This window comes from Crossiella sp. NPDC003009, from assembly GCF_053591555.1.
Map to the genome: position 1 here is coordinate 14,038 of NZ_JBSFUA010000057.1, position 15,869 is coordinate 29,906.

Genomic DNA, 15,869 nt, shown 5'->3' on the forward strand with positions numbered 1-15,869 from the left:
GGTCTTCGCTTCGAACGCAAAAAACCGCCGACCGGAGGTGAATCCAGTCGGCGGTTTCAGGCGATCAGGCGGCCCGGCGGCGTGGTGTTGCCAGGCTGCGGCGGGGTGTCGTCACTCCGGCGGCCTCGGGGGTCAGGGGCGAGCCCAGTACGGTGCCTTGGGTTTCGCGGTCCCAGCGGAAGACCTCGCGCAGGGCAAGGAAATGCTCGAACACGTCCTCATCGATCCGGACGGGCACCAGCTGCCAGGCGGGCCGACTGGGATCGTCAGCGTCGGGGCGAAGGTGCAGGACCGCTGCGGAGTCGATGTCGGGCAGCGGGTCCTGGGTGCCGTCGGCGCGCAGGATGTAGTCGGCGTGTGCGTAGGCGGCCAGCTGGAGCGCGACTTCGGCATGCACACCGCTGCGGGTGGTCTTGTTGTCGCCGATGACGATGTCCGGGCCGATGCGGGCGATCCAGTCGAAGCTGCCGGCGTAGGCGTGCTTCTCCGACCAGACCGTGGCCTCCAGCTCGATCCAGTCGGGCTGGTAGTTCTGCAAGAACTCGCGGAAGCCTGCCACGAAGGGCTCGACATCCGGGTGCAGTCGACCGACGGCCTCCCCGCGGGCCAGGCGCTCGCACACCTCATGGACTTCGGTGCCGAGGTCGGCCGCAGCAGCGGTGTCGCGGCGGTAGGACCGCTTGAGGAAGTCGATCGCGGCGGGCTTGTCGCGCATAGCGATGCCGACGACCTCGCCCAGAAACTCCACCGCGCTCTCCGCGGTCTTCTTCGCCGCCCAGGCGGTCAGGAAGGCTTTAGGCAACATCCCGACGACCGAGGTGACGCCGGGCACCCGGTCGTCAGTCATGGGGTGGATGTAGAAGCGGGACCCGCCGCGTTGGATAGTGCGGATCTTGGGAACGGTCACGTGTGCCTTTCGGCTGTGCGGGGACTTTTTCCCCAACCGTTCGCTACCTGTATGCGGCTGTACCGGTCTGTTCGCTCCGATCAGCTTGACTCGTCGATGGGCTTGATGTCCCTCGGGTCAACCACTAGTTCGGCGCCGCACGGCTGGTGCACCCAGGGGCCGTCATCAAACTGCTTCTTCGACATCCGCCCGGCCGCCTTGCCGCACCGCGGACAGAGAACACGGAACCGGCGGGGCTCGGACACGCTCGACGTGACCGGGGACCCCGAGTGAAGAGCTGGCCACTTCGCGCTGAGGACCTGGAGCGGTTCCCGACAACGGGCGCGCGCCACCCTGCCCAGCACGACCTCGTAGAACCGCAGCGACGTGGAGTCGTCGGCCGACGGCGGATGCACTAACCCCAGTTCCTCAGCGACACCGAGGAAAGCAATCAGGTGATGCTGCTGGTTGCTCGACAGCACAGCGATGCCCCGAGCCTCGGCCAGCGCGTGAACGGCGGCGTGCATGACCGCGACGGCTGCTTCCCCACCGGTCGCAATCATCTTCGGGTCGATGATCACTTGCACGTTGTCTGGGGTCACCCGTGTGGGGCGAACACATCGGGCGTGACGCTTCCGCGACGGTCCCACCGTGACCGCGGCGGCCGGCAAGTCCTGATTGACCAGGAGACGGGTGTCGTCCCAGATGCCCTGGAGGGCCTGCTGGGCAAGACCGAGGTCGTCCATAGGCCGGAGGGTACCGGTAAGGCGGACACACACCGAGGTCGCATGCGGGAAGTCAGCCCCTTTTGCCGGTATTGTCCCCCCGCTGTCGTATTCCGCCTCCATCCGCCGATGGATACTTTCGTGGGTCCGCCTTGTGGTAGCGGGGAACGCCTCGGGACGTCGTGCAGCCGAAGTCCCAGAACTCAGCACCCTCCGGTGCTGTGACGAATGAGCGGAGCGTGGCCCCGTGCTCACAGGGGGAAACGCGAAGCAGCGCCACCTCACGCCTCCGCCAGGACACGGACCATCGCCCGGTGCACCTGGTCCTCCAGGTGCGCGCGGCCGGCCTCGTTGCGGATCAGGTGGTCCACCTCGATCTCGCTCAGCTCGTGCTCGGAGACATGATCATTGACCGGGCCGATGCTGGGGCGGTGAATCCGCCAGAGGGTGTCGGCCAGGAAGACCTCGTTGGCGAACCGGAGATCGGTGATCACCCAGGGTCCCGGCTCGGCGGTGAGTCGCCGGGCGGCCAGTTTCACCCAGGCGTCGCGGTCGACGATGTCCCGGACGACGTCGGTGCCGAGTCGCTGGAGCAGGCGGCGGACCTCGCGGTGCTGCTTTGCCGCGTCCCACCCGAACTCGCCAACCAGCCAGGAGAGGCGCCGGGCGGCGGCCACTCCCCACGGGATGAGCGGATCGAGCGCGAGAAGGGCCTCGCGGACAGGGTCGGCGACGGCGAGGCGGCGGTAGCCGTAGTGCTGACGCAGGTAGTCGGCGACGGTGTCCTTGCCGGAGCGGGCGGGAGCGATGAGGCCGATGGTGGGCAGAGTCGACATGTGCAGGTACTGGCTGCGGAAAACCAGGATATGTACGCCTGCTAGCCTGTCCGGCGCAAGGTGCTTCCATTCCGCAGCACCACCTTGTGCAGAAGCCACGTCAGAGATGGCCTGACACGCCGGATAGCGACCTACTCCCGCAATGCCAACTTGTGGTAGGTCGGCCCCTTGCTGAGCCGGAGGGGTGCATACCTGACGCCTTGGACCCAGTGTCACCTGAAGACGCACCAACTCACGCAGCGCCGAGGGCTCAGCTCGGCTTCGTTCGCATGGGATGGTTGCCGTGTCAGTTCCAGCTACCGCGTGGGCACTCGCCGCGGTTCTCGTGGCGGTTGCGCTGGTCGCACTTGCCAGCCTTTGGCTGATCCTGCGACGAGTGGACCGAATCCACGAGCAGCATGGATCGCCGGAACAGGTTGAAGCACTCCGGCTCCTCGTCCGCGAGTACTTCGACGGTCTGGCCCGCGTTCTCCGCTTCCAGCGCCGCCGCCCTCCAACGACGAAGGCGCCCCGCTCGGTGAAAGCGGGGCGCAGGAGGTCAGTTCAGGCGGTCGAAGCGAGTGTCGACCAGGCTCGGACTGCCGGAGTCACCGACCGAACCGGACGAGGCAACCGAGGTGAGTAGCGAGAGCAGCGCCGCCATGCCGGCCGCGGACAGCGCGGCGGTCCACGGGGCGTTGAGCAGGCCGATGCCGTCAGCGCCGAGTACCGCGACGAGCGCCTGGGCGAGGGTCTTCAGAGCGCGCTCAGTGGCCGAGCGCCAGAACACAGAAGTCCACAATGGACGATGTACCTTTCCTTGGAGTTGAGCAGCGGCGGGAGTGCGGCTGCCTATAGGCCGAGCACCTCGCGAGTGCGCGGGCCAACCACGCCATCTACTGGCAGGGCGGCACGGCGCTGGAGTTCCTTCACGGCGGTTTCCGTTGCGGTGCCGAAGATTCCGTCCTCGGCGAGGTCGAGTCCGGGGTACCAACGGTTGAGGACCCGCTGGAGGGATCGGACAGCGTCACCCTGGGCACCGCGCTGGAGTGCCGGGTCCGCAGGCGGATGACCGCTGCCGCCGCCAGGAACAGCAGACTTGCCGCCCAGCCCGGAGAGGATACGCTGCCAGGTCTTGGGTCCGACCACGCCGTCGGCGACGAGGCCCTGGTTGGCCTGGTACCGCTTGACGGCGGACTCGGTGGCGGGGCCGAAAATTCCGTCGGCTGGGGAGACGCCGAGGTAGCGCTGGACGAGGGCGACGTCGGCTCCGCGGGAACCTCGCTGGAGGGTGGGTCGCCCTCCGGGAGGAGGGGTACCACCGCCCCCGGGAAGGCCGGCCGCGATGCGCTTGGCCTCCACCCGGTTGACGATGACCTCGAAGTGCATCTCGTCCTTGCGGCCGGAGTAGTCCCCGCCCCACCGAAGACCGAGCTGGCGGGCGCGGGCGGAGATGGCACCGCGGAGGTGCCCGGGAACAGTGCCGACCTTGCCGAGGGGGTGCTTGGGGGCGTTGATGTCGATAGCCGTGCCGCTGGCATGGTTGGACAGCTGCGCGCTGCCGGAGATCGCGCGGTAGTTGTGGCCCCAGCAGCCGGGGTTCATCAGCGGTTCGACGTGGTCACGCCACCAGACAGCCATCGCCAGCAGGAGCGGCGCGGCGTCGCGCTGAAGTGGGACCCGGATGTCGGTGCCGGGGATGGTGAAGGTGTCCACGCCGATGGCGGCGCGGTTGGCCGAAGCGGGCCAGCCGTTCTGGCTAATGGGCAAGGGCTGTTCTCCAATGAGGGCATGGCGAAGGCCCGGCGGTCGCCGGGTTCGCGAGAGCTGTTGAGAGAGAGGAAGATCAGGCGCTACGAGGCCAACGGGAGGCCGAGCGCTCGTGTGGTCGCGTCGTCGAGTTCGCCGGTCACCGGGAGGCGGCAGTGAGCCTGAACTCGGCGCAGCGCCGACTGAGTGGCCGCGCCGAGGTGTCCGTCCACCCGGACACGGACGATGCCGGTGAGGTTGATGCGGACCTGGACGGCGCGAACGTCGTCAGGAGTCATGGTCAGTAGGGCAGGGCGATCAGGCTGGGTCGGCTGAGATGGCCGGCCGCGGTGGTGTCGCCGGGTTCGGCGGTGCAGCAGGCGCGGGAGCGGAGCTGGTAGTAGCCCGGGGCAAGCCCGCGGTGGATGTGGGCGAAGCTGGCCCGGATGCGCGCGGTGCCGCCGGTGCTGCTGACAGCGAGAGCACGTGCGGGTTCCGGCGCGATGACGTCCGGCCCGGCCAGCTCCCAGGAGTAGCAGCTCGTGGTGGCCTTGCCGGTGGCGGTCAACTCAGCGGTGGCGAAGACGATGAGCCGACCGGTGCGGACGTGCACCTGGATGTCCGGGCCGGTGCCCACCCAACCGGTGCCCGGGGCCAGGGCGCGGTCGGCGGGGTTGTCGCGACCGTCCGGTCCGGCGGTCAAGGCGAGCAGTGGCAGCGTGTCGCCGGTGACCGGCTCGGTCTGGGACAGCCCGTAGCTGTCACCGGGCAGGCGCCCGAGTCGTATCCGCTCCTCGGCCGTGGCGCTGCTGCCGCCCGGGTCGTAGATCGTGAGGGCGTAGTTGCCCTCAGCGTCCGGTGCCAGCACCGCGGCATCGCGCCCGTTGGGGGCCTGGGCGCGGATGATGCCGTTGTCCCGCAGCACAATCTCTCCGCCGGTGACGGTCAGGGTGCCGTTGACCGAGGTGGCGTGATCGAGGGGGTTGCGGCGTTTGAGGGCGTCGATGTCGCGGCGCAGCGCGGCCAGCTCGGCGGCCAGGGACGCCGGAAGCCGGGGGTCGGCAGGCAGGGCGGTGCTCCTAGGCGGTCTGGGGAAGGTCGGGGTCGGAGGCCAGGGACACGCGCACGTCCTCGATGCCATCGACGATGTCCACGGAGACCTCGCCGATGAGGTAGCGGGCGTCGACGTGCAGCAGGCCGGCATCGGCGATGAACCTCGCGGTGTGCCCGGGGCCGTAGGAGCCGAGGGCGGGTTCGGCGTCCGGGGTGATCGACAGGGTGGGCACGATGATCGGCGCGGCACCCAGGCGCAGCATGGCGTCGGCCTTGCCACGCAAGGTGACCGGCTCGGAGACGGTGGAGAAGGTCTCCACGCGCTCCAGCAGGGGACGGCCGGTGGTGCGGCTGATGCGCGTCTGGATCGGGGCTTCGGCACCGGAGCCTTCGCCGATCGCGTCAGCGCGGTTGGTCAGCAGGGTGCCGTCGCGGGTGATGCGACTGCCGGTGAAGCAGTTGCGGCCCAGGTCGAAGGTCAGGTTCGGTGGGGCGGCGCCGGGGGCGATGACTTCGATGTGGGTGCGGATCACCGCGCGGTGGGTGTCCCAGCGGTGGACGTAGCGGAAGCTGAAGTCCTCCAGGTCATCGGCCAGCGCTTCGATCAGCTGGCCGTAGGAGTGGCGCTCATAGCCCAGGTAGTTCCGCTCGCTGGCCGCGCCCAGAGGGCGGATGAGGCTGGTGTCCACGCCGATGTCACCGCTGATGTGCGGCCAGATCGGGAAGGACGAGCCGTTGTCCTGGGCGTGGTCGATCAGCGCCTTGACGATCATCGCCCGGTCGGTGGTGGGGCCGAACTTCAGGTCGACGCGCAGCAAGCGGCGCCGGAAGTAGGAGTGGAAGCCCTCGCCGGAGAGCTGCATCTCCCCGGCGGTCAGGTCGAACTCGGTGGTCCAGCAGATGCCGCCGGCCAGCACCACGCCGTCGCGCTCGATCCACAGGGTGGTTCGGCCCTCGATGAAGGACTCCGCGGTCAGCGGTGAGCCGGGGCCGGGGTCCAGGGGGATGGTGACGGCGATGGAGCCGGGTGCGTTGCGGGTCTCGGTGTAGCGGGCGGCGGTGGCGGGCAGCTCGCCGAGGATGCGCCGGGTGAGCAGGTCCCCGTAGAGGAACCGGTACTCCGCGGACATCAGGCGGGGCGGGCCGGGGTCGCTGGGAACACCCGCGCCCACAACAGGCCGTTGAAGCGGGAGCTGGAGAAGCCGCCGTCGCCGTGGACCTTGGTGGCGCGCAGGAACACAGTGGTGCTGCCGGTGAGCACTGGCGAGGACTGCGTGCTCGCCACGGCCAGCTTCACCCCGGCGACCTGGGCTTCGCTGCCGACGTAGACGTTGACGACCGGTCCGGCGAAGAGGTTGTTGAGCAGCAGGTGCCCGTCGTAGCGGCAGTTCTCCACCGAGTACTCGTAGCGGAAGCTCGTATCGAGCACGTAGGGGAAGCCGGGGTCGGGGATGACCAGGCGGGCCAGTTCGATGTGCTGCTCGCGGTTGCCGTTGTGCACGGCGATGTCGCTGGTCTGATACGGCCGCGACAGCAGGCCCCCGGCGCGGTCGTGGTGGATGTAGCGCAGCGGGAAGTCGGCGTGCTGCTCGTCGTAGACGATCCGGCCGGGGGCTCCGGCCGGGGTGGCGCGGTCGGCACCGAGCCGGTGCACTCCACCGACGGCCTCGGCAAAGGTGCGGGCGTCGGCCACGGAGGTGACCGCGGTCGCGCGGGCCGGGACGGTGACGTAGGCCAGGGCCAGGTAGACCGCGTCGGTGGGCAGCGGCGGAGCGGCCGGGTTGGTGGCGGGCTGGCCCTCGATGACCCGGAACTCCACCGTGACCGGGCGCCCGCCGGCGTATTCCGGGTCGACGACGCGGATGGCCACGATGTCCACGCGCGGGGCGATGTCGCTGGCGGGACCGATCGGCACGCGTTCATCGGAGACGTTGCGCACCATGTAGGAGCCCTGGGTGGTGTCTTGCTCGCCGCGCAGCATCGCGCCGCCGCCGCGGACCAGCACGGCCATTTCCGGGGTCGGCATCGGGGTGACCGCGAGGGAGTCCCGGCCGCGGTTGATCACGCCGTGGCCGCGGTCGGTGAGGTAGGCCAGCATCTCCCGCAGGTTGGCCGCGGAGTACTCGCCGGTCTGGAGGAACAGCGGATTTGCCTGTAGCGCCAAGGGTTTCCTTAGATCGTGGCGGGGCGCCAGGTGACGGTCATGGACGAGGACGGCCCGGGGCTCAGGTGCAGGGGGCTGCGGTAGCCCATGCTGATCGGCACACCCGGGGGCAGGGTCCACCAGCTTGGCCGGGACACCAGGGCGGAGTAGCGGGAGGCGGTGCCGTTGAGCAGCACCGTGCGGCGCGCGAAGTCGACCTCCAGGTACTCGTCCGCGCGGAGGTTGAGGTCGAAGGCGAGGACCTGTCCCGAGGAGTAGTTGTGGATGCGCGGTGAGGGGATCGGGCCGTTGAGCCGGACGATCGGGTCGGTGTCGGCCGAGCCGGTGTTCACTACGGTGACCGCGCCCGCTGGGCGCAGCTCGCCGAAGCGCAACGGGAACCGCAGCGGTGGGGTGAACCCGGCCTGGGGTTGCGGTGGGCCGACGGTGGAGGTCTGGGCGGGACCGAAGATCCGCGGTTCGGGGCACCACAGTTCGACCACGGCTTCGCTGCGGCCGTAGAGGTAGTCGGGGTAGCGGATCGGGACGGTGCGGCGGCGCACCACCGCGGAGACCTCCGAGAGCAGGCCACCGGCCACGCCGGGCAGCTGGAACACCAAGGGTGCGAGAGGCTGCGAGGGGGCGAACGCGGCGGTGAAGGCGTCCACCGTGGACTGGAACTCGGCAGGGTCCGGTGCCCACAGCTCCAGGGTGAGCGTGATGGTGCGCCCGCCGAGGAGGTCGTGGCCGAGGAAGGTGCCGTGGGCGCGGAGCCGGGCGCGATCGGCGGCGCGGACCTCGGGGGCGTCCAGGAGGCCGGCGACCTCGATCAGGGAGTAGGCGGTGCCCGCACCGGTGAGTAGTCCGCGGTAGGCGATCTGCCAGTCCTGGGTGACCAGAGGTGTTACCTCCCAAGGGTTTTCACCGCGAATGCGACGGATCGTCCGATGTCGTCGGGGTGGGCGTTGGTGGTGGCGTTGACGGTGATCGCGTAGTGGTTGATCACCTGTGGCGCGGCGACCAGGCGGGCGGGTGTGTCGGAGGCCAGGGGTTCGCCCATGGTTCGGGCTGCCTCGGCGAGGATGGCCAGGGAGCGGTGTTCCCGGTTGAGCGGGATGAACGCCTCGCGGCCGGTCTGCCGGTCGCCGACCACGCGCAGGAAGTTCGGGCGCACGATGGAGGCGATGGCGTTGCTCATCTTCGACATGCCCTCAACGCCGCGCAGGCCGCCCGCGGCGTAGAACTCGTAGATGTTGCCCAAGGCGTTGGGGCCGAACAACTTCGCGAAGAACTTCACCGTGGCGCTGAAGGGCTGGGACAGCCAGCTCTTGACCTCGGCCTTGGCCTGGTCGGTGTCGGCGGTGATCTGCACTTGCTTGTTCGGCAGTTGGGTGACCTTGTAGCCGAACTGCTCCAGCTTCTTCGCCTCGTCCAACGCGGTGGAGTCGACGATGACGGTCTTTTCATCTGGAACGTCGATCACCTTGGCGCGCAAGGTGTTCAGGTGTCCCTGGGCGGCGAGCATGCCGGGCTGGGAGATCAGCGTCTGGACCTGGTCGGGCAGCAGACCGTAGGCGTTGGCGAGCTGGTTGGCCTGCTCGCGGGACAGCCCGGCTGCTTGTGCCTGGCGTACGAACTCATCGCGAGCGCGTTGGGCCTCGCCGCGGGCGGCGGCCAGGGCGGCCGGGACGTCCTGGCCGTTGGCGATGGCCATCTGGTAGGCCGCGGTCGCCGAGGAGTGCATCGCCTCGCGCGTGCCGGTGAGCACGTCGAGCAGCCGCCGGCCGCCTTCGGTGGTGGTGTTGATCGAGCCGTTGGCGTTGAGCATGTCCACGTGCAGCTTGGCGGATTCGCCGCTGGCCGCGCGGATGGCCTCCTTGACGCCGCTGAGCCGCTCGTTGAGCCGGGCCGCGGCCTGTTCGGCGGAAATCTGGCCGCCGGAAAGTGCGTCCAGGGCGGTGTTGAGGGCGCGGGCCTTGCTGTCGGCGTCAGCGGTGTTGTCGGAGAGGGTGGACATCGCCTCCGACAGGGACTTCATGCTCGGGTTGGTGCTCTGTGCGGCACCGTTGGCCTCTCGCCAGGCGTTGATGGACTCGCGGGTCTTGCCGGTGACATCGGTCCAGCTGTCGCGCAGGCCCTTCAGCGGGCCGGTGGCCTGCTTGAGGCGCTCGCCCAGGCCCGCGATGCTGGTGCTGGTGCCTTCCTGGCCGGAGCGCAGGTTGTCCAGCACGCGGTTGTAGTGCTCCAGCTCGTTGGAGCCACCGAGCATGGCCGTGATGAGCTGGTCCATGGACATGCCGGTGGCCTGGAGGACCGCGTTGAGGTCTTCCTGCGACAGGGTGGAGCGGATGGTCTGCTCGGCCTTGCGCCGCATGGCTTCTTCGGTACGGCGGGTGGCCTCGGCCTCCTGGAGCGCGGCGGCGACCAGGTCCTTGGTGGAGATGCCGAGTTCGCGCGCGGTCTTGAGCGCTCCGGCGTCCTGGAGGGCCTTGGCCACATGCGCGTGGGTGGCCTGGGTGATCGCGCCGGTGTTGCGGTCGAGTGTGTCGGTGAGCTGGGCGACCGCCTGCTGGTGCGCGCGTGCGCGTTCGGCGGCCTGCTCTTGGCGTCCGGACCACAGGGACAGGCCGATGATGGCCGCGCCAAGGGCGAGTCCCCAGGGACCGCCGAGGGCACCGATCAGGCCGGTGACGGCGTTGCGCAGGCCGTTGCTCAGCGCGTTCGCCGCGCCGCCAGCCGCGCGGGCGTAGGTGTCGAAGGCTGGAGCGGCGCCACGGAGGGTGCCGGCCACGATGCCCGAGGCGTTGGTGAGCGCGTGTTGCTCGGTGATCCAGCGACTGGCCGCGGTCGCGCCGGAGGCGTAGGACTCGCGCATCTCCGCCGCGGTGGTGAGCAGGCCGCGGAAGCCGGGGACGACACGCTGGGCGGTGACGGACATGGTGGCCATCGCCGCGCCCAGGCGGCTGACCTCCACACCGTTGGCGCGGGCGAGCGCGGACTGGACCTGGAGGTGGTCGGAGAACGCCTTCATCCCGGTGGTGGGGAAGCTGTTGGCCAGTCGGGGCAGCAGCAGCCGCAGCGCGGTCAGGGCCAGCAGCGCGGTCTGGACTGGGCCGGGCAGCGCTTGGAAGGCGCTGACCACGACGTTGAGCATGGCCAGCAGTGGCCGGGCGGCGTTGGCCAGCAACGCCACGGCCTGCGCGGCGAGCTTGACCAGCGCGGTGAACGCTGCGGCCGGTCCGGTCGGGGTGCTGAGGGCGTCGATGAGCAGATCGCGTAGGGCGGTCAGCGCGGGCAGGGCCGCCTTGAACACCGTGACCACGGCGTGGCCGATCGCCCCGAAGGTGGTCACCAGCGAACCGCGGGCCTTGACGGCGTACTGGGCCAGGGCGTCGAAGGCCGGTTGCGCCCAGCTTCGGACGGCCTCCCAGATACCGGCGATCTTCTCCCGGATCTCGGTGTAGACCCCGGCGGCGCGCAAGGTGCGGTGCAGCAGGATGGTCCGGCGGATGAAGCTCGCGGTCGCGTCACCGGCGCGGTGGATGGCCGAGGTAACGCCGGGAAAAGCGCCGGTGGCCACGGGCTTGATCGCCTCGGCGATGGCGCTGAAGGCCAGCCCGAACTCGCGCTTGAGGCCGGTGCCCATCCCCTTCCAGGTTCCGGACAGCTTCTCCGCGGAACCGCCGAAGGCGACGGTGGCGCTCGTGCCGTCTCGCAGGCCCTCCATCAACATCGGCAGGTAGGTCGCCGACATCAGCTTGCCCTGCTCCATGAGCTTCATCAGCTCTTCGCGGGACTTGCCGGTCTTGGCCGCGAGGATGCCCATGCCGTCGATGCCCAGCTCGGCAAGCTGCTGGGTGAGTTCCTCGGCCTGGATCTTGCCCTTGGCCGACATCTGGCTCAGGGCCTTGATGAAGCGCTCGATCTGGTCGGTGCCCATGCCCAGGCCGGCCGCGACGTCGATGACGGTCTGGAGCATCGGGATGACGTTCTTGGCGGCCACGCCGAGGCCGACCATCTGCTTGGCACCGTCGACAAGGGTGGTGACGTCGAAGGGGCTCTTGCGGGACATCTCGACCAGCTGGTTGTACATCGCGGCACCGCGTTCGGCGGAGCCGAGCATGTTCTCCAAGGCCAGGCGGGCGGCCTCGATGTTGGCGGCGTACTTCCCGCCGAAGAACACCCCGGCCGCGGCCACCGCGGCACCGACTTGAGCGACCTGGCGGGTGGCCGAGGCGGCGAAGGAACTGATGCGGCTGCTCAGGGAGTCCAGGCCGGTGGCGGTTTGCCGCAGTGCCCGCGACACCGAGCTGGCGTCGCCGAGGATGGTGATGCGGATGGGTTTGGCCAACCGGGGCTCCTAGACGATGCGCGGTAGCCGCTCATGTCCGGAGTCGGCGTCGCGTTGGGCTTGGACCGCCTCAGCGGCGGCGGTGTGCAGGGCGATGACATCGCGCCAGGGCAGGGCGCGCAGGTCCGCCAGGGTCATCCCGGGGTAGGCACCCAGCAGGCGGGCGAGCATCACCGTCCGCTGGGCTCGGGAGGGTTTTCCTTGTCCACCAGGACGATCCGCTCGTTCCCGGCCTGCTCCCAGGTGAAGTCCGGGTCGCTGCGGCGCCGGGTGATGAAGGCCAGGGCGCGCAGCATGCGGCCCTTCTTGCCCGCGGGGTCGCACAGGATGTCGAAGGGGGTGTCGGTGACGTCCTCGATGAGTTCGATCTCGGCCACGGACAGGTCGTTGATGTCGGCGGTGAGCGCCTCGGACATCGTGGTCCTCTCGGGTCAGGTGGTGTTGATGCGCTGGAGGGCGCGGGTGATGGCGTCGCGGAACTTCTCGGCCGCGGCGTCGTAGCGGCGGCCCATCGCACGCCAGATGAACTGGTTGGCGCGGATGTTGCGGGGCGGGCGGACGCGGCCGGGCGGGACACCGAAGTGGATCGGCCCGGCATACGGGACACGGCTGCCGGTGCCGGCCATGACGTACGCCTTGGACTCCGAGCCGGTGCCGCGCACGCTGGCGGCCAAGCGACCGGTCCGACGCGGCGCGGTCACCTTGGCCTCGGCGGAGACCAGGTCAGCGACCTCGACGTGCACACCCCGGAGGGTGCGACGCATGGCGTTACGGTCCAGTGTTCCCAGCTCCCGGCGGAGTTCCTTCATGCCCTCAACGTGGATTCGGGTATGCGTGACGGCCTCCGGGGCTGTCCCATAACATCGAGTCGACGATCGCCAGCGCGAGAGCGGAAGATCGACACGAGATGACAGGGGGCTACATGGGTGACAATGAGGAAAAAGAAGAGGAGCACGAGCACGGCTCGGTAGAACTGAGCCGTCGAGCCAGAATTGTCACAGGATCAGCAGCAATTCTGTCTGGCTCCACAGGCGCAGTCGCCGTCTTCCTTACCAGCAATCAGGCTGGTACAGCTGTCCTGCTGGCGCTTTGCGCCCTATTCTCGCTTATGACCCTCGCCGGACGACTGCCCTCACGACTCAAATTCGGGGACAACGAGTTCACTATCCCCCTCATTAAGGCGGTGGAGAACAGGATCGCAGAGGCTTCGCCGGAGGAGGCGAAGGAACTTGTGTCGGCAGTAACGTCATCACTATCCGGTTCGGCATCGTCCCAGTCCAATGTCGAGAGAACGCTCCTTGGTGCCGTGGTGGAGCAGTCGTTCAAGGCGGCGGTACTAAAAGACGGCCGCTTTGAAATCAAGGGTTTGACGAGAAGTTCCAAATATGACATGGAGCTAGTGGGACCAAAGCGCGTAGCGGTCAAGATAGTGATCACCCCGGCACATTATGGGGACATTTCGAGGCGCATACGGGACCTGCGTCGTGTTGCAGCTGAGGACGGCTACGACGCATGCATATTTATGTCCAACTACGAACTCTCACCTAAGTCACTGGCGGTCGCCAATGCATTTTCCAGCGAGTCGGGCAAGCCTGCGATGCACTATCTTTTCCTGGAGCTAAATGAGCCATTTCAGGATCATATGATCGAAATGCTGAGGAATGTTTAATTTTCGTTGACCTATTCCAGCGTCACAACTCGGCGTCGGCAGTGACGTAGGTCGCCGAGACAGCCGCGGTGCCGGTGCCGGGGTCAAGCACACGGAACGGCAGCGGCTGCTTGGTCAGGTCTTCCAGCGACATCTCCGGGCTCTCGCCGGAGAACTGGAACACCGGCACGCTCAGTGCGAACTGGCTGTGCACACCCGGGGCGATCTGCGGCCCGGTCCAGGTCGCGGTCAGTTCGCACGGCGTGCCCTCGACATAGGCCCGGTAGATGTCGGTGGAGTCGAAGTCGATCTCCAGCGAGCCTTCGTAGGTCGGGACCTGGCTGCGGAACGGCCGGGTCTTCCGGCCACCGTTGACCAACCGGTACCGGTCGACCTTCATACCGAAGTTGGCGTTCAGCTCGAACTTCGACGGCTCGAACACCACGTCGATCCCAGAGACCTTGAGCTTGATCTCGCACTCGCTCCAGGCGAAGGGGACCGCGGTGGCCGGGTAGGTCGGAGTGCCGGCCGGGATGTCGAGCTTGACGTCCTGGAAGTCGAACCCGGCCTTCACCAACAGGTTCTGGTCGACCTCCTGGGTAAAGGAGGCTTCGGTGACCACACACCCGAGGTGCGTGAAGGGGACGATGCCGCCGGATGCCTTGGGTCGCTGGGCCTGGACGGTCAGCGACTGCGGCGACTCGTCGACCGCCACGCCGAAGGTCCATTTGGTGGCGACCTTCTTGCCCGGCTGGCCGGGGTCCTCGACGTCGGCTGGGGTCGCGGTGGTGAAGATGCTGGCCAGCAGCAGTCCGGCGCCGGAGGTGAGCAGGTCGAGTTCGATCTCGCCGGTGCCGCCCTTGTGGACGGGGCGGCGGCGATCCGCGCGGACGGTCTGCATACCGGGGCGGAAGCCGACGGATTCCAGGTACTCGGTCTGGCGCTTCCAGTTGTCGTTCTTGGCTTCGTAGCCGCGGTTCAGCGCGGCGGGCGCGGTGCCGTAGGTGGTTTCCTTGCCGACGACGATCGCGCCTTGCAGGACGCTCATTCCTGCGGCTCCTCAAGGGGTGTGGTCGGGTCGTCGGCTTGCCAATGCGGGTCGCCGTCCAGCAGCTGGGCCTCGGCCGCGGTGAACGCGGCGCTCTGTCCTCGATGGACGGTCAGCAGGCGGGTGGGCAGCACGACATCGGCGGTCTGGAACGGCCCGATGTAGGTCAGGTGTGTTGGTGCGTCGGCGATCTCTGCCTCTACGGCAGGCTCGCCATGACGCGGAGCTGTAGCTCGACGTGGCAAATGGGGCCTTCACCGGTCTCGTTGGTGTTGGACCGCAGGGCCGCCATGACGACCGACTTCACGCCCGGAACGGCGTGGGCGAGCACGGGATCGCGGGCGAGCATCTCTTCGATGCGCCCGGTCAGGTCGATGGCGCGGGCCTCGGTCTCCTGGGGGTGGGTGCCGACGACCTCGATGTGGACCTCGACGGTGTAGGTCTCCTGGCGCCGGACGGTCCCGGCGCGGAAGGCGGTCGGGGCGGCCTCGGACATGTCGGTGGCACCCAGCCACACCGAGGTCCGGCGTCGGTCGGCGCGGTCGCCGTAGAGCACCTGGATCGGCTCACCGGCCAGCAGCTCGGTGATGCGGCGGTGCAGCTCGGCCTTGACCGCGGCGATGGTGATGCGGGCCATCAGGCCGTCCCGGGGGCGCGGTGGGAGTGACGCAGCAGGATCGCGTCGACGTCCGGCAGGCCGGTGGGGCGGCGCTCGGAGGCGGTGGCCAGGATGATCTGCCCGTACTCCGACTGGGCGGACACGGCGCGGTCGGGGATGCGGGAGTCCAGGTCGCGCAACCAGAACCGGGCCAGGGTGTCGGCGGCGAAGACGATGTCGGGCGGGGCCTCGGCGGTTTCACCGGCCGTTCCCTGCACATCGAGGACCCCGCGCAGCCGGGTAGGCAGGTAGACGGTGGCCTCGTTCGCGTTGACCAGCCACTGGGAGACATCCAGCTCGGTGTTGGTCTTGACCAGGCGGGCCGAACGGACGGTCCGCGGGTAGATCACCGGCAAGCTGATCCAGTCGACTCCGCTGGCGTGGACCCACTGCTGGAAGGGCTTGTGCTCCCAGCTGGTTTCGGTGACATCGTCGATGATCGTCTCGGCCCAGGTGATGGCCGCGGTGACCGCGGTGTCGGGGTAGAGCGCGAGGTTGTCAAAGCCCTCGGCGGCGCGCACCGAGGCGACGGTGGTGTAGGCCATGGGCGGCTACCGCTGTTCGCCGCGGGCCGGGTCCTCGGCGCTGCGCGCGGTGCGCTTACCCCGGCGCGACGCCTCGGCCGGCGCGTCCGGCTCGGCGAGTTCGGCAAGTCCGGCCTCGACGAGGCGCTGGCCGGTCTCGGGGTCAACCTCGGCGATGTCACCACACGCGTGGTTGATGTCCCTGCCGCTGATCGCGGTCAACATCCGGATCTTCACGGGTGCTCCGTTCTGGGTACGACAACGCGCCC

At 68.7% G+C, this 15,869-nt stretch carries 20 protein-coding genes; 1 reads left to right on the forward strand and 19 read right to left on the reverse strand.

Annotation, left to right across the window (positions count from 1 at the left end; all coding sequences use genetic code 11):
• Positions 1-64: 64 nt before the first annotated feature.
• The 14 genes from ACWDY5_RS36215 to ACWDY5_RS36280 form a co-directional block, all read right to left on the reverse strand.
• Complete coding sequence (locus ACWDY5_RS36215; protein ID WP_449726634.1) at positions 65-907, reverse strand: hypothetical protein; 843 nt, start codon at positions 905-907, stop codon at positions 65-67.
• Between the two features lie 80 nt (positions 908-987).
• Positions 988-1,632 carry a hypothetical protein gene (locus ACWDY5_RS36220; protein WP_449726635.1) on the reverse strand — a complete coding sequence of 215 codons (645 nt, stop codon included), beginning with the start codon at positions 1,630-1,632 and terminating at the stop codon, positions 988-990.
• Between the two features lie 260 nt (positions 1,633-1,892).
• A complete protein-coding gene (locus tag ACWDY5_RS36225) occupies positions 1,893-2,447 on the reverse strand; it encodes a deoxynucleotide monophosphate kinase family protein (RefSeq protein WP_449726636.1) in 555 nt (184 codons plus the stop codon).
• 538 nt (positions 2,448-2,985) lie between these two features.
• Positions 2,986-3,216 carry a holin gene (locus ACWDY5_RS36230; protein ID WP_449726637.1) on the reverse strand — a complete coding sequence of 77 codons (231 nt, stop codon included), beginning with the start codon at positions 3,214-3,216 and terminating at the stop codon, positions 2,986-2,988.
• A gap of 62 nt (positions 3,217-3,278) precedes the next feature.
• Positions 3,279-4,142, reverse strand: a complete 864-nt coding sequence (locus ACWDY5_RS36235) for a peptidoglycan-binding protein (RefSeq protein ID WP_449726638.1) — start codon at positions 4,140-4,142, stop codon at positions 3,279-3,281.
• A gap of 137 nt (positions 4,143-4,279) precedes the next feature.
• A complete protein-coding gene (locus tag ACWDY5_RS36240; RefSeq protein ID WP_449726639.1) occupies positions 4,280-4,474 on the reverse strand; it encodes a peptidoglycan-binding domain-containing protein in 195 nt (64 codons plus the stop codon).
• A gap of 2 nt (positions 4,475-4,476) precedes the next feature.
• Positions 4,477-5,316 (reverse strand): hypothetical protein, encoded by an 840-nt coding sequence (locus tag ACWDY5_RS36245; RefSeq protein ID WP_449726640.1) that lies wholly within the window; start codon positions 5,314-5,316, stop codon positions 4,477-4,479.
• Positions 5,255-6,358, reverse strand: coding sequence for a hypothetical protein (locus ACWDY5_RS36250; RefSeq protein ID WP_449726641.1), 1,104 nt, complete (start codon positions 6,356-6,358; stop codon positions 5,255-5,257). The genes ACWDY5_RS36245 and ACWDY5_RS36250 overlap by 62 nt, the downstream gene beginning before the upstream one ends.
• Complete coding sequence (locus ACWDY5_RS36255; RefSeq protein WP_449726642.1) at positions 6,358-7,392, reverse strand: hypothetical protein; 1,035 nt, start codon at positions 7,390-7,392, stop codon at positions 6,358-6,360. The genes ACWDY5_RS36250 and ACWDY5_RS36255 overlap by 1 nt, the downstream gene beginning before the upstream one ends.
• Before the next feature lie 8 nt (positions 7,393-7,400).
• A complete protein-coding gene (locus ACWDY5_RS36260; protein WP_449726643.1) occupies positions 7,401-8,039 on the reverse strand; it encodes a phage distal tail protein in 639 nt (212 codons plus the stop codon).
• Between the two features lie 236 nt (positions 8,040-8,275).
• A complete protein-coding gene (locus ACWDY5_RS36265) occupies positions 8,276-11,722 on the reverse strand; it encodes a tape measure protein (RefSeq protein ID WP_449726644.1) in 3,447 nt (1,148 codons plus the stop codon).
• A gap of 9 nt (positions 11,723-11,731) precedes the next feature.
• Positions 11,732-11,893, reverse strand: a complete 162-nt coding sequence (locus tag ACWDY5_RS36270; RefSeq protein WP_449726645.1) for a hypothetical protein — start codon at positions 11,891-11,893, stop codon at positions 11,732-11,734.
• The gene (locus ACWDY5_RS36275) at positions 11,893-12,138 is read right to left on the reverse strand and encodes a hypothetical protein (protein ID WP_449726646.1); all 246 of its coding nucleotides are present in this window, start codon (positions 12,136-12,138) and stop codon (positions 11,893-11,895) included. The genes ACWDY5_RS36270 and ACWDY5_RS36275 overlap by 1 nt, the downstream gene beginning before the upstream one ends.
• Positions 12,139-12,153: 15 nt before the next feature.
• A complete protein-coding gene (locus ACWDY5_RS36280) occupies positions 12,154-12,486 on the reverse strand; it encodes a hypothetical protein (RefSeq protein ID WP_449726647.1) in 333 nt (110 codons plus the stop codon).
• Positions 12,487-12,644: 158 nt separating this feature from the next.
• Between ACWDY5_RS36280 and ACWDY5_RS36285 the strand changes: the two genes are divergently transcribed.
• A complete protein-coding gene (locus ACWDY5_RS36285; protein WP_449726648.1) occupies positions 12,645-13,391 on the forward strand; it encodes a hypothetical protein in 747 nt (248 codons plus the stop codon).
• A 22-nt stretch (positions 13,392-13,413) separates the two neighbouring features.
• Here ACWDY5_RS36285 and ACWDY5_RS36290 read toward each other — a convergent pair whose 3' ends face one another.
• From ACWDY5_RS36290 to ACWDY5_RS36310, 5 genes are all read right to left on the reverse strand, one after another.
• Positions 13,414-14,418: a phage tail tube protein gene (locus ACWDY5_RS36290; protein WP_449726649.1), complete on the reverse strand. Its 1,005-nt coding sequence runs from the start codon at positions 14,416-14,418 to the stop codon at positions 13,414-13,416.
• Positions 14,415-14,552 (reverse strand): hypothetical protein, encoded by a 138-nt coding sequence (locus ACWDY5_RS36295; RefSeq protein ID WP_449726650.1) that lies wholly within the window; start codon positions 14,550-14,552, stop codon positions 14,415-14,417. Before ACWDY5_RS36295 ends, ACWDY5_RS36290 begins: the two co-directional genes overlap by 4 nt.
• 65 nt (positions 14,553-14,617) lie before the next feature.
• Positions 14,618-15,055 (reverse strand): hypothetical protein, encoded by a 438-nt coding sequence (locus ACWDY5_RS36300; protein WP_449726651.1) that lies wholly within the window; start codon positions 15,053-15,055, stop codon positions 14,618-14,620.
• Positions 15,055-15,621, reverse strand: a complete 567-nt coding sequence (locus tag ACWDY5_RS36305) for a hypothetical protein (protein WP_449726652.1) — start codon at positions 15,619-15,621, stop codon at positions 15,055-15,057. The genes ACWDY5_RS36300 and ACWDY5_RS36305 overlap by 1 nt, the downstream gene beginning before the upstream one ends.
• Before the next feature lie 6 nt (positions 15,622-15,627).
• Entirely contained in the window at positions 15,628-15,837 is a 210-nt protein-coding gene (locus tag ACWDY5_RS36310; protein WP_449726653.1) for a DUF7302 family protein, read from the reverse strand.
• Positions 15,838-15,869: the final 32 nt, after the last annotated feature.

Excerpts from the sequence above, each read along its gene's own strand:
- ACWDY5_RS36245 (WP_449726640.1), bottom strand. The coding sequence starts at position 5,316 with ATGGCATCGAGGACGTGCGCGTGTCCCTGGCCTCCGACCCCGACCTTC.
- ACWDY5_RS36275 (WP_449726646.1), bottom strand. The coding sequence starts at position 12,138 with ATGTCCGAGGCGCTCACCGCCGACATCAACGACCTGTCCGTGGCCGAG.
- ACWDY5_RS36270 (WP_449726645.1), bottom strand. The coding sequence starts at position 11,893 with ATGCTCGCCCGCCTGCTGGGTGCCTACCCCGGGATGACCCTGGCGGAC.
- ACWDY5_RS36290 (WP_449726649.1), bottom strand. The coding sequence starts at position 14,418 with ATGAGCGTCCTGCAAGGCGCGATCGTCGTCGGCAAGGAAACCACCTAC.
- ACWDY5_RS36280 (WP_449726647.1), bottom strand. The coding sequence starts at position 12,486 with ATGCGTCGCACCCTCCGGGGTGTGCACGTCGAGGTCGCTGACCTGGTC.
- ACWDY5_RS36240 (WP_449726639.1), bottom strand. The coding sequence starts at position 4,474 with ATGACTCCTGACGACGTTCGCGCCGTCCAGGTCCGCATCAACCTCACC.
- ACWDY5_RS36225 (WP_449726636.1), bottom strand. The coding sequence starts at position 2,447 with ATGTCGACTCTGCCCACCATCGGCCTCATCGCTCCCGCCCGCTCCGGC.
- ACWDY5_RS36300 (WP_449726651.1), bottom strand. The coding sequence starts at position 15,055 with ATGGCCCGCATCACCATCGCCGCGGTCAAGGCCGAGCTGCACCGCCGC.
- ACWDY5_RS36305 (WP_449726652.1), bottom strand. The coding sequence starts at position 15,621 with ATGGCCTACACCACCGTCGCCTCGGTGCGCGCCGCCGAGGGCTTTGAC.
- ACWDY5_RS36220 (WP_449726635.1), bottom strand. The coding sequence starts at position 1,632 with ATGGACGACCTCGGTCTTGCCCAGCAGGCCCTCCAGGGCATCTGGGAC.
- ACWDY5_RS36250 (WP_449726641.1), bottom strand. The coding sequence starts at position 6,358 with ATGTCCGCGGAGTACCGGTTCCTCTACGGGGACCTGCTCACCCGGCGC.
- ACWDY5_RS36285 (WP_449726648.1), top strand. The coding sequence starts at position 12,645 with ATGGGTGACAATGAGGAAAAAGAAGAGGAGCACGAGCACGGCTCGGTA.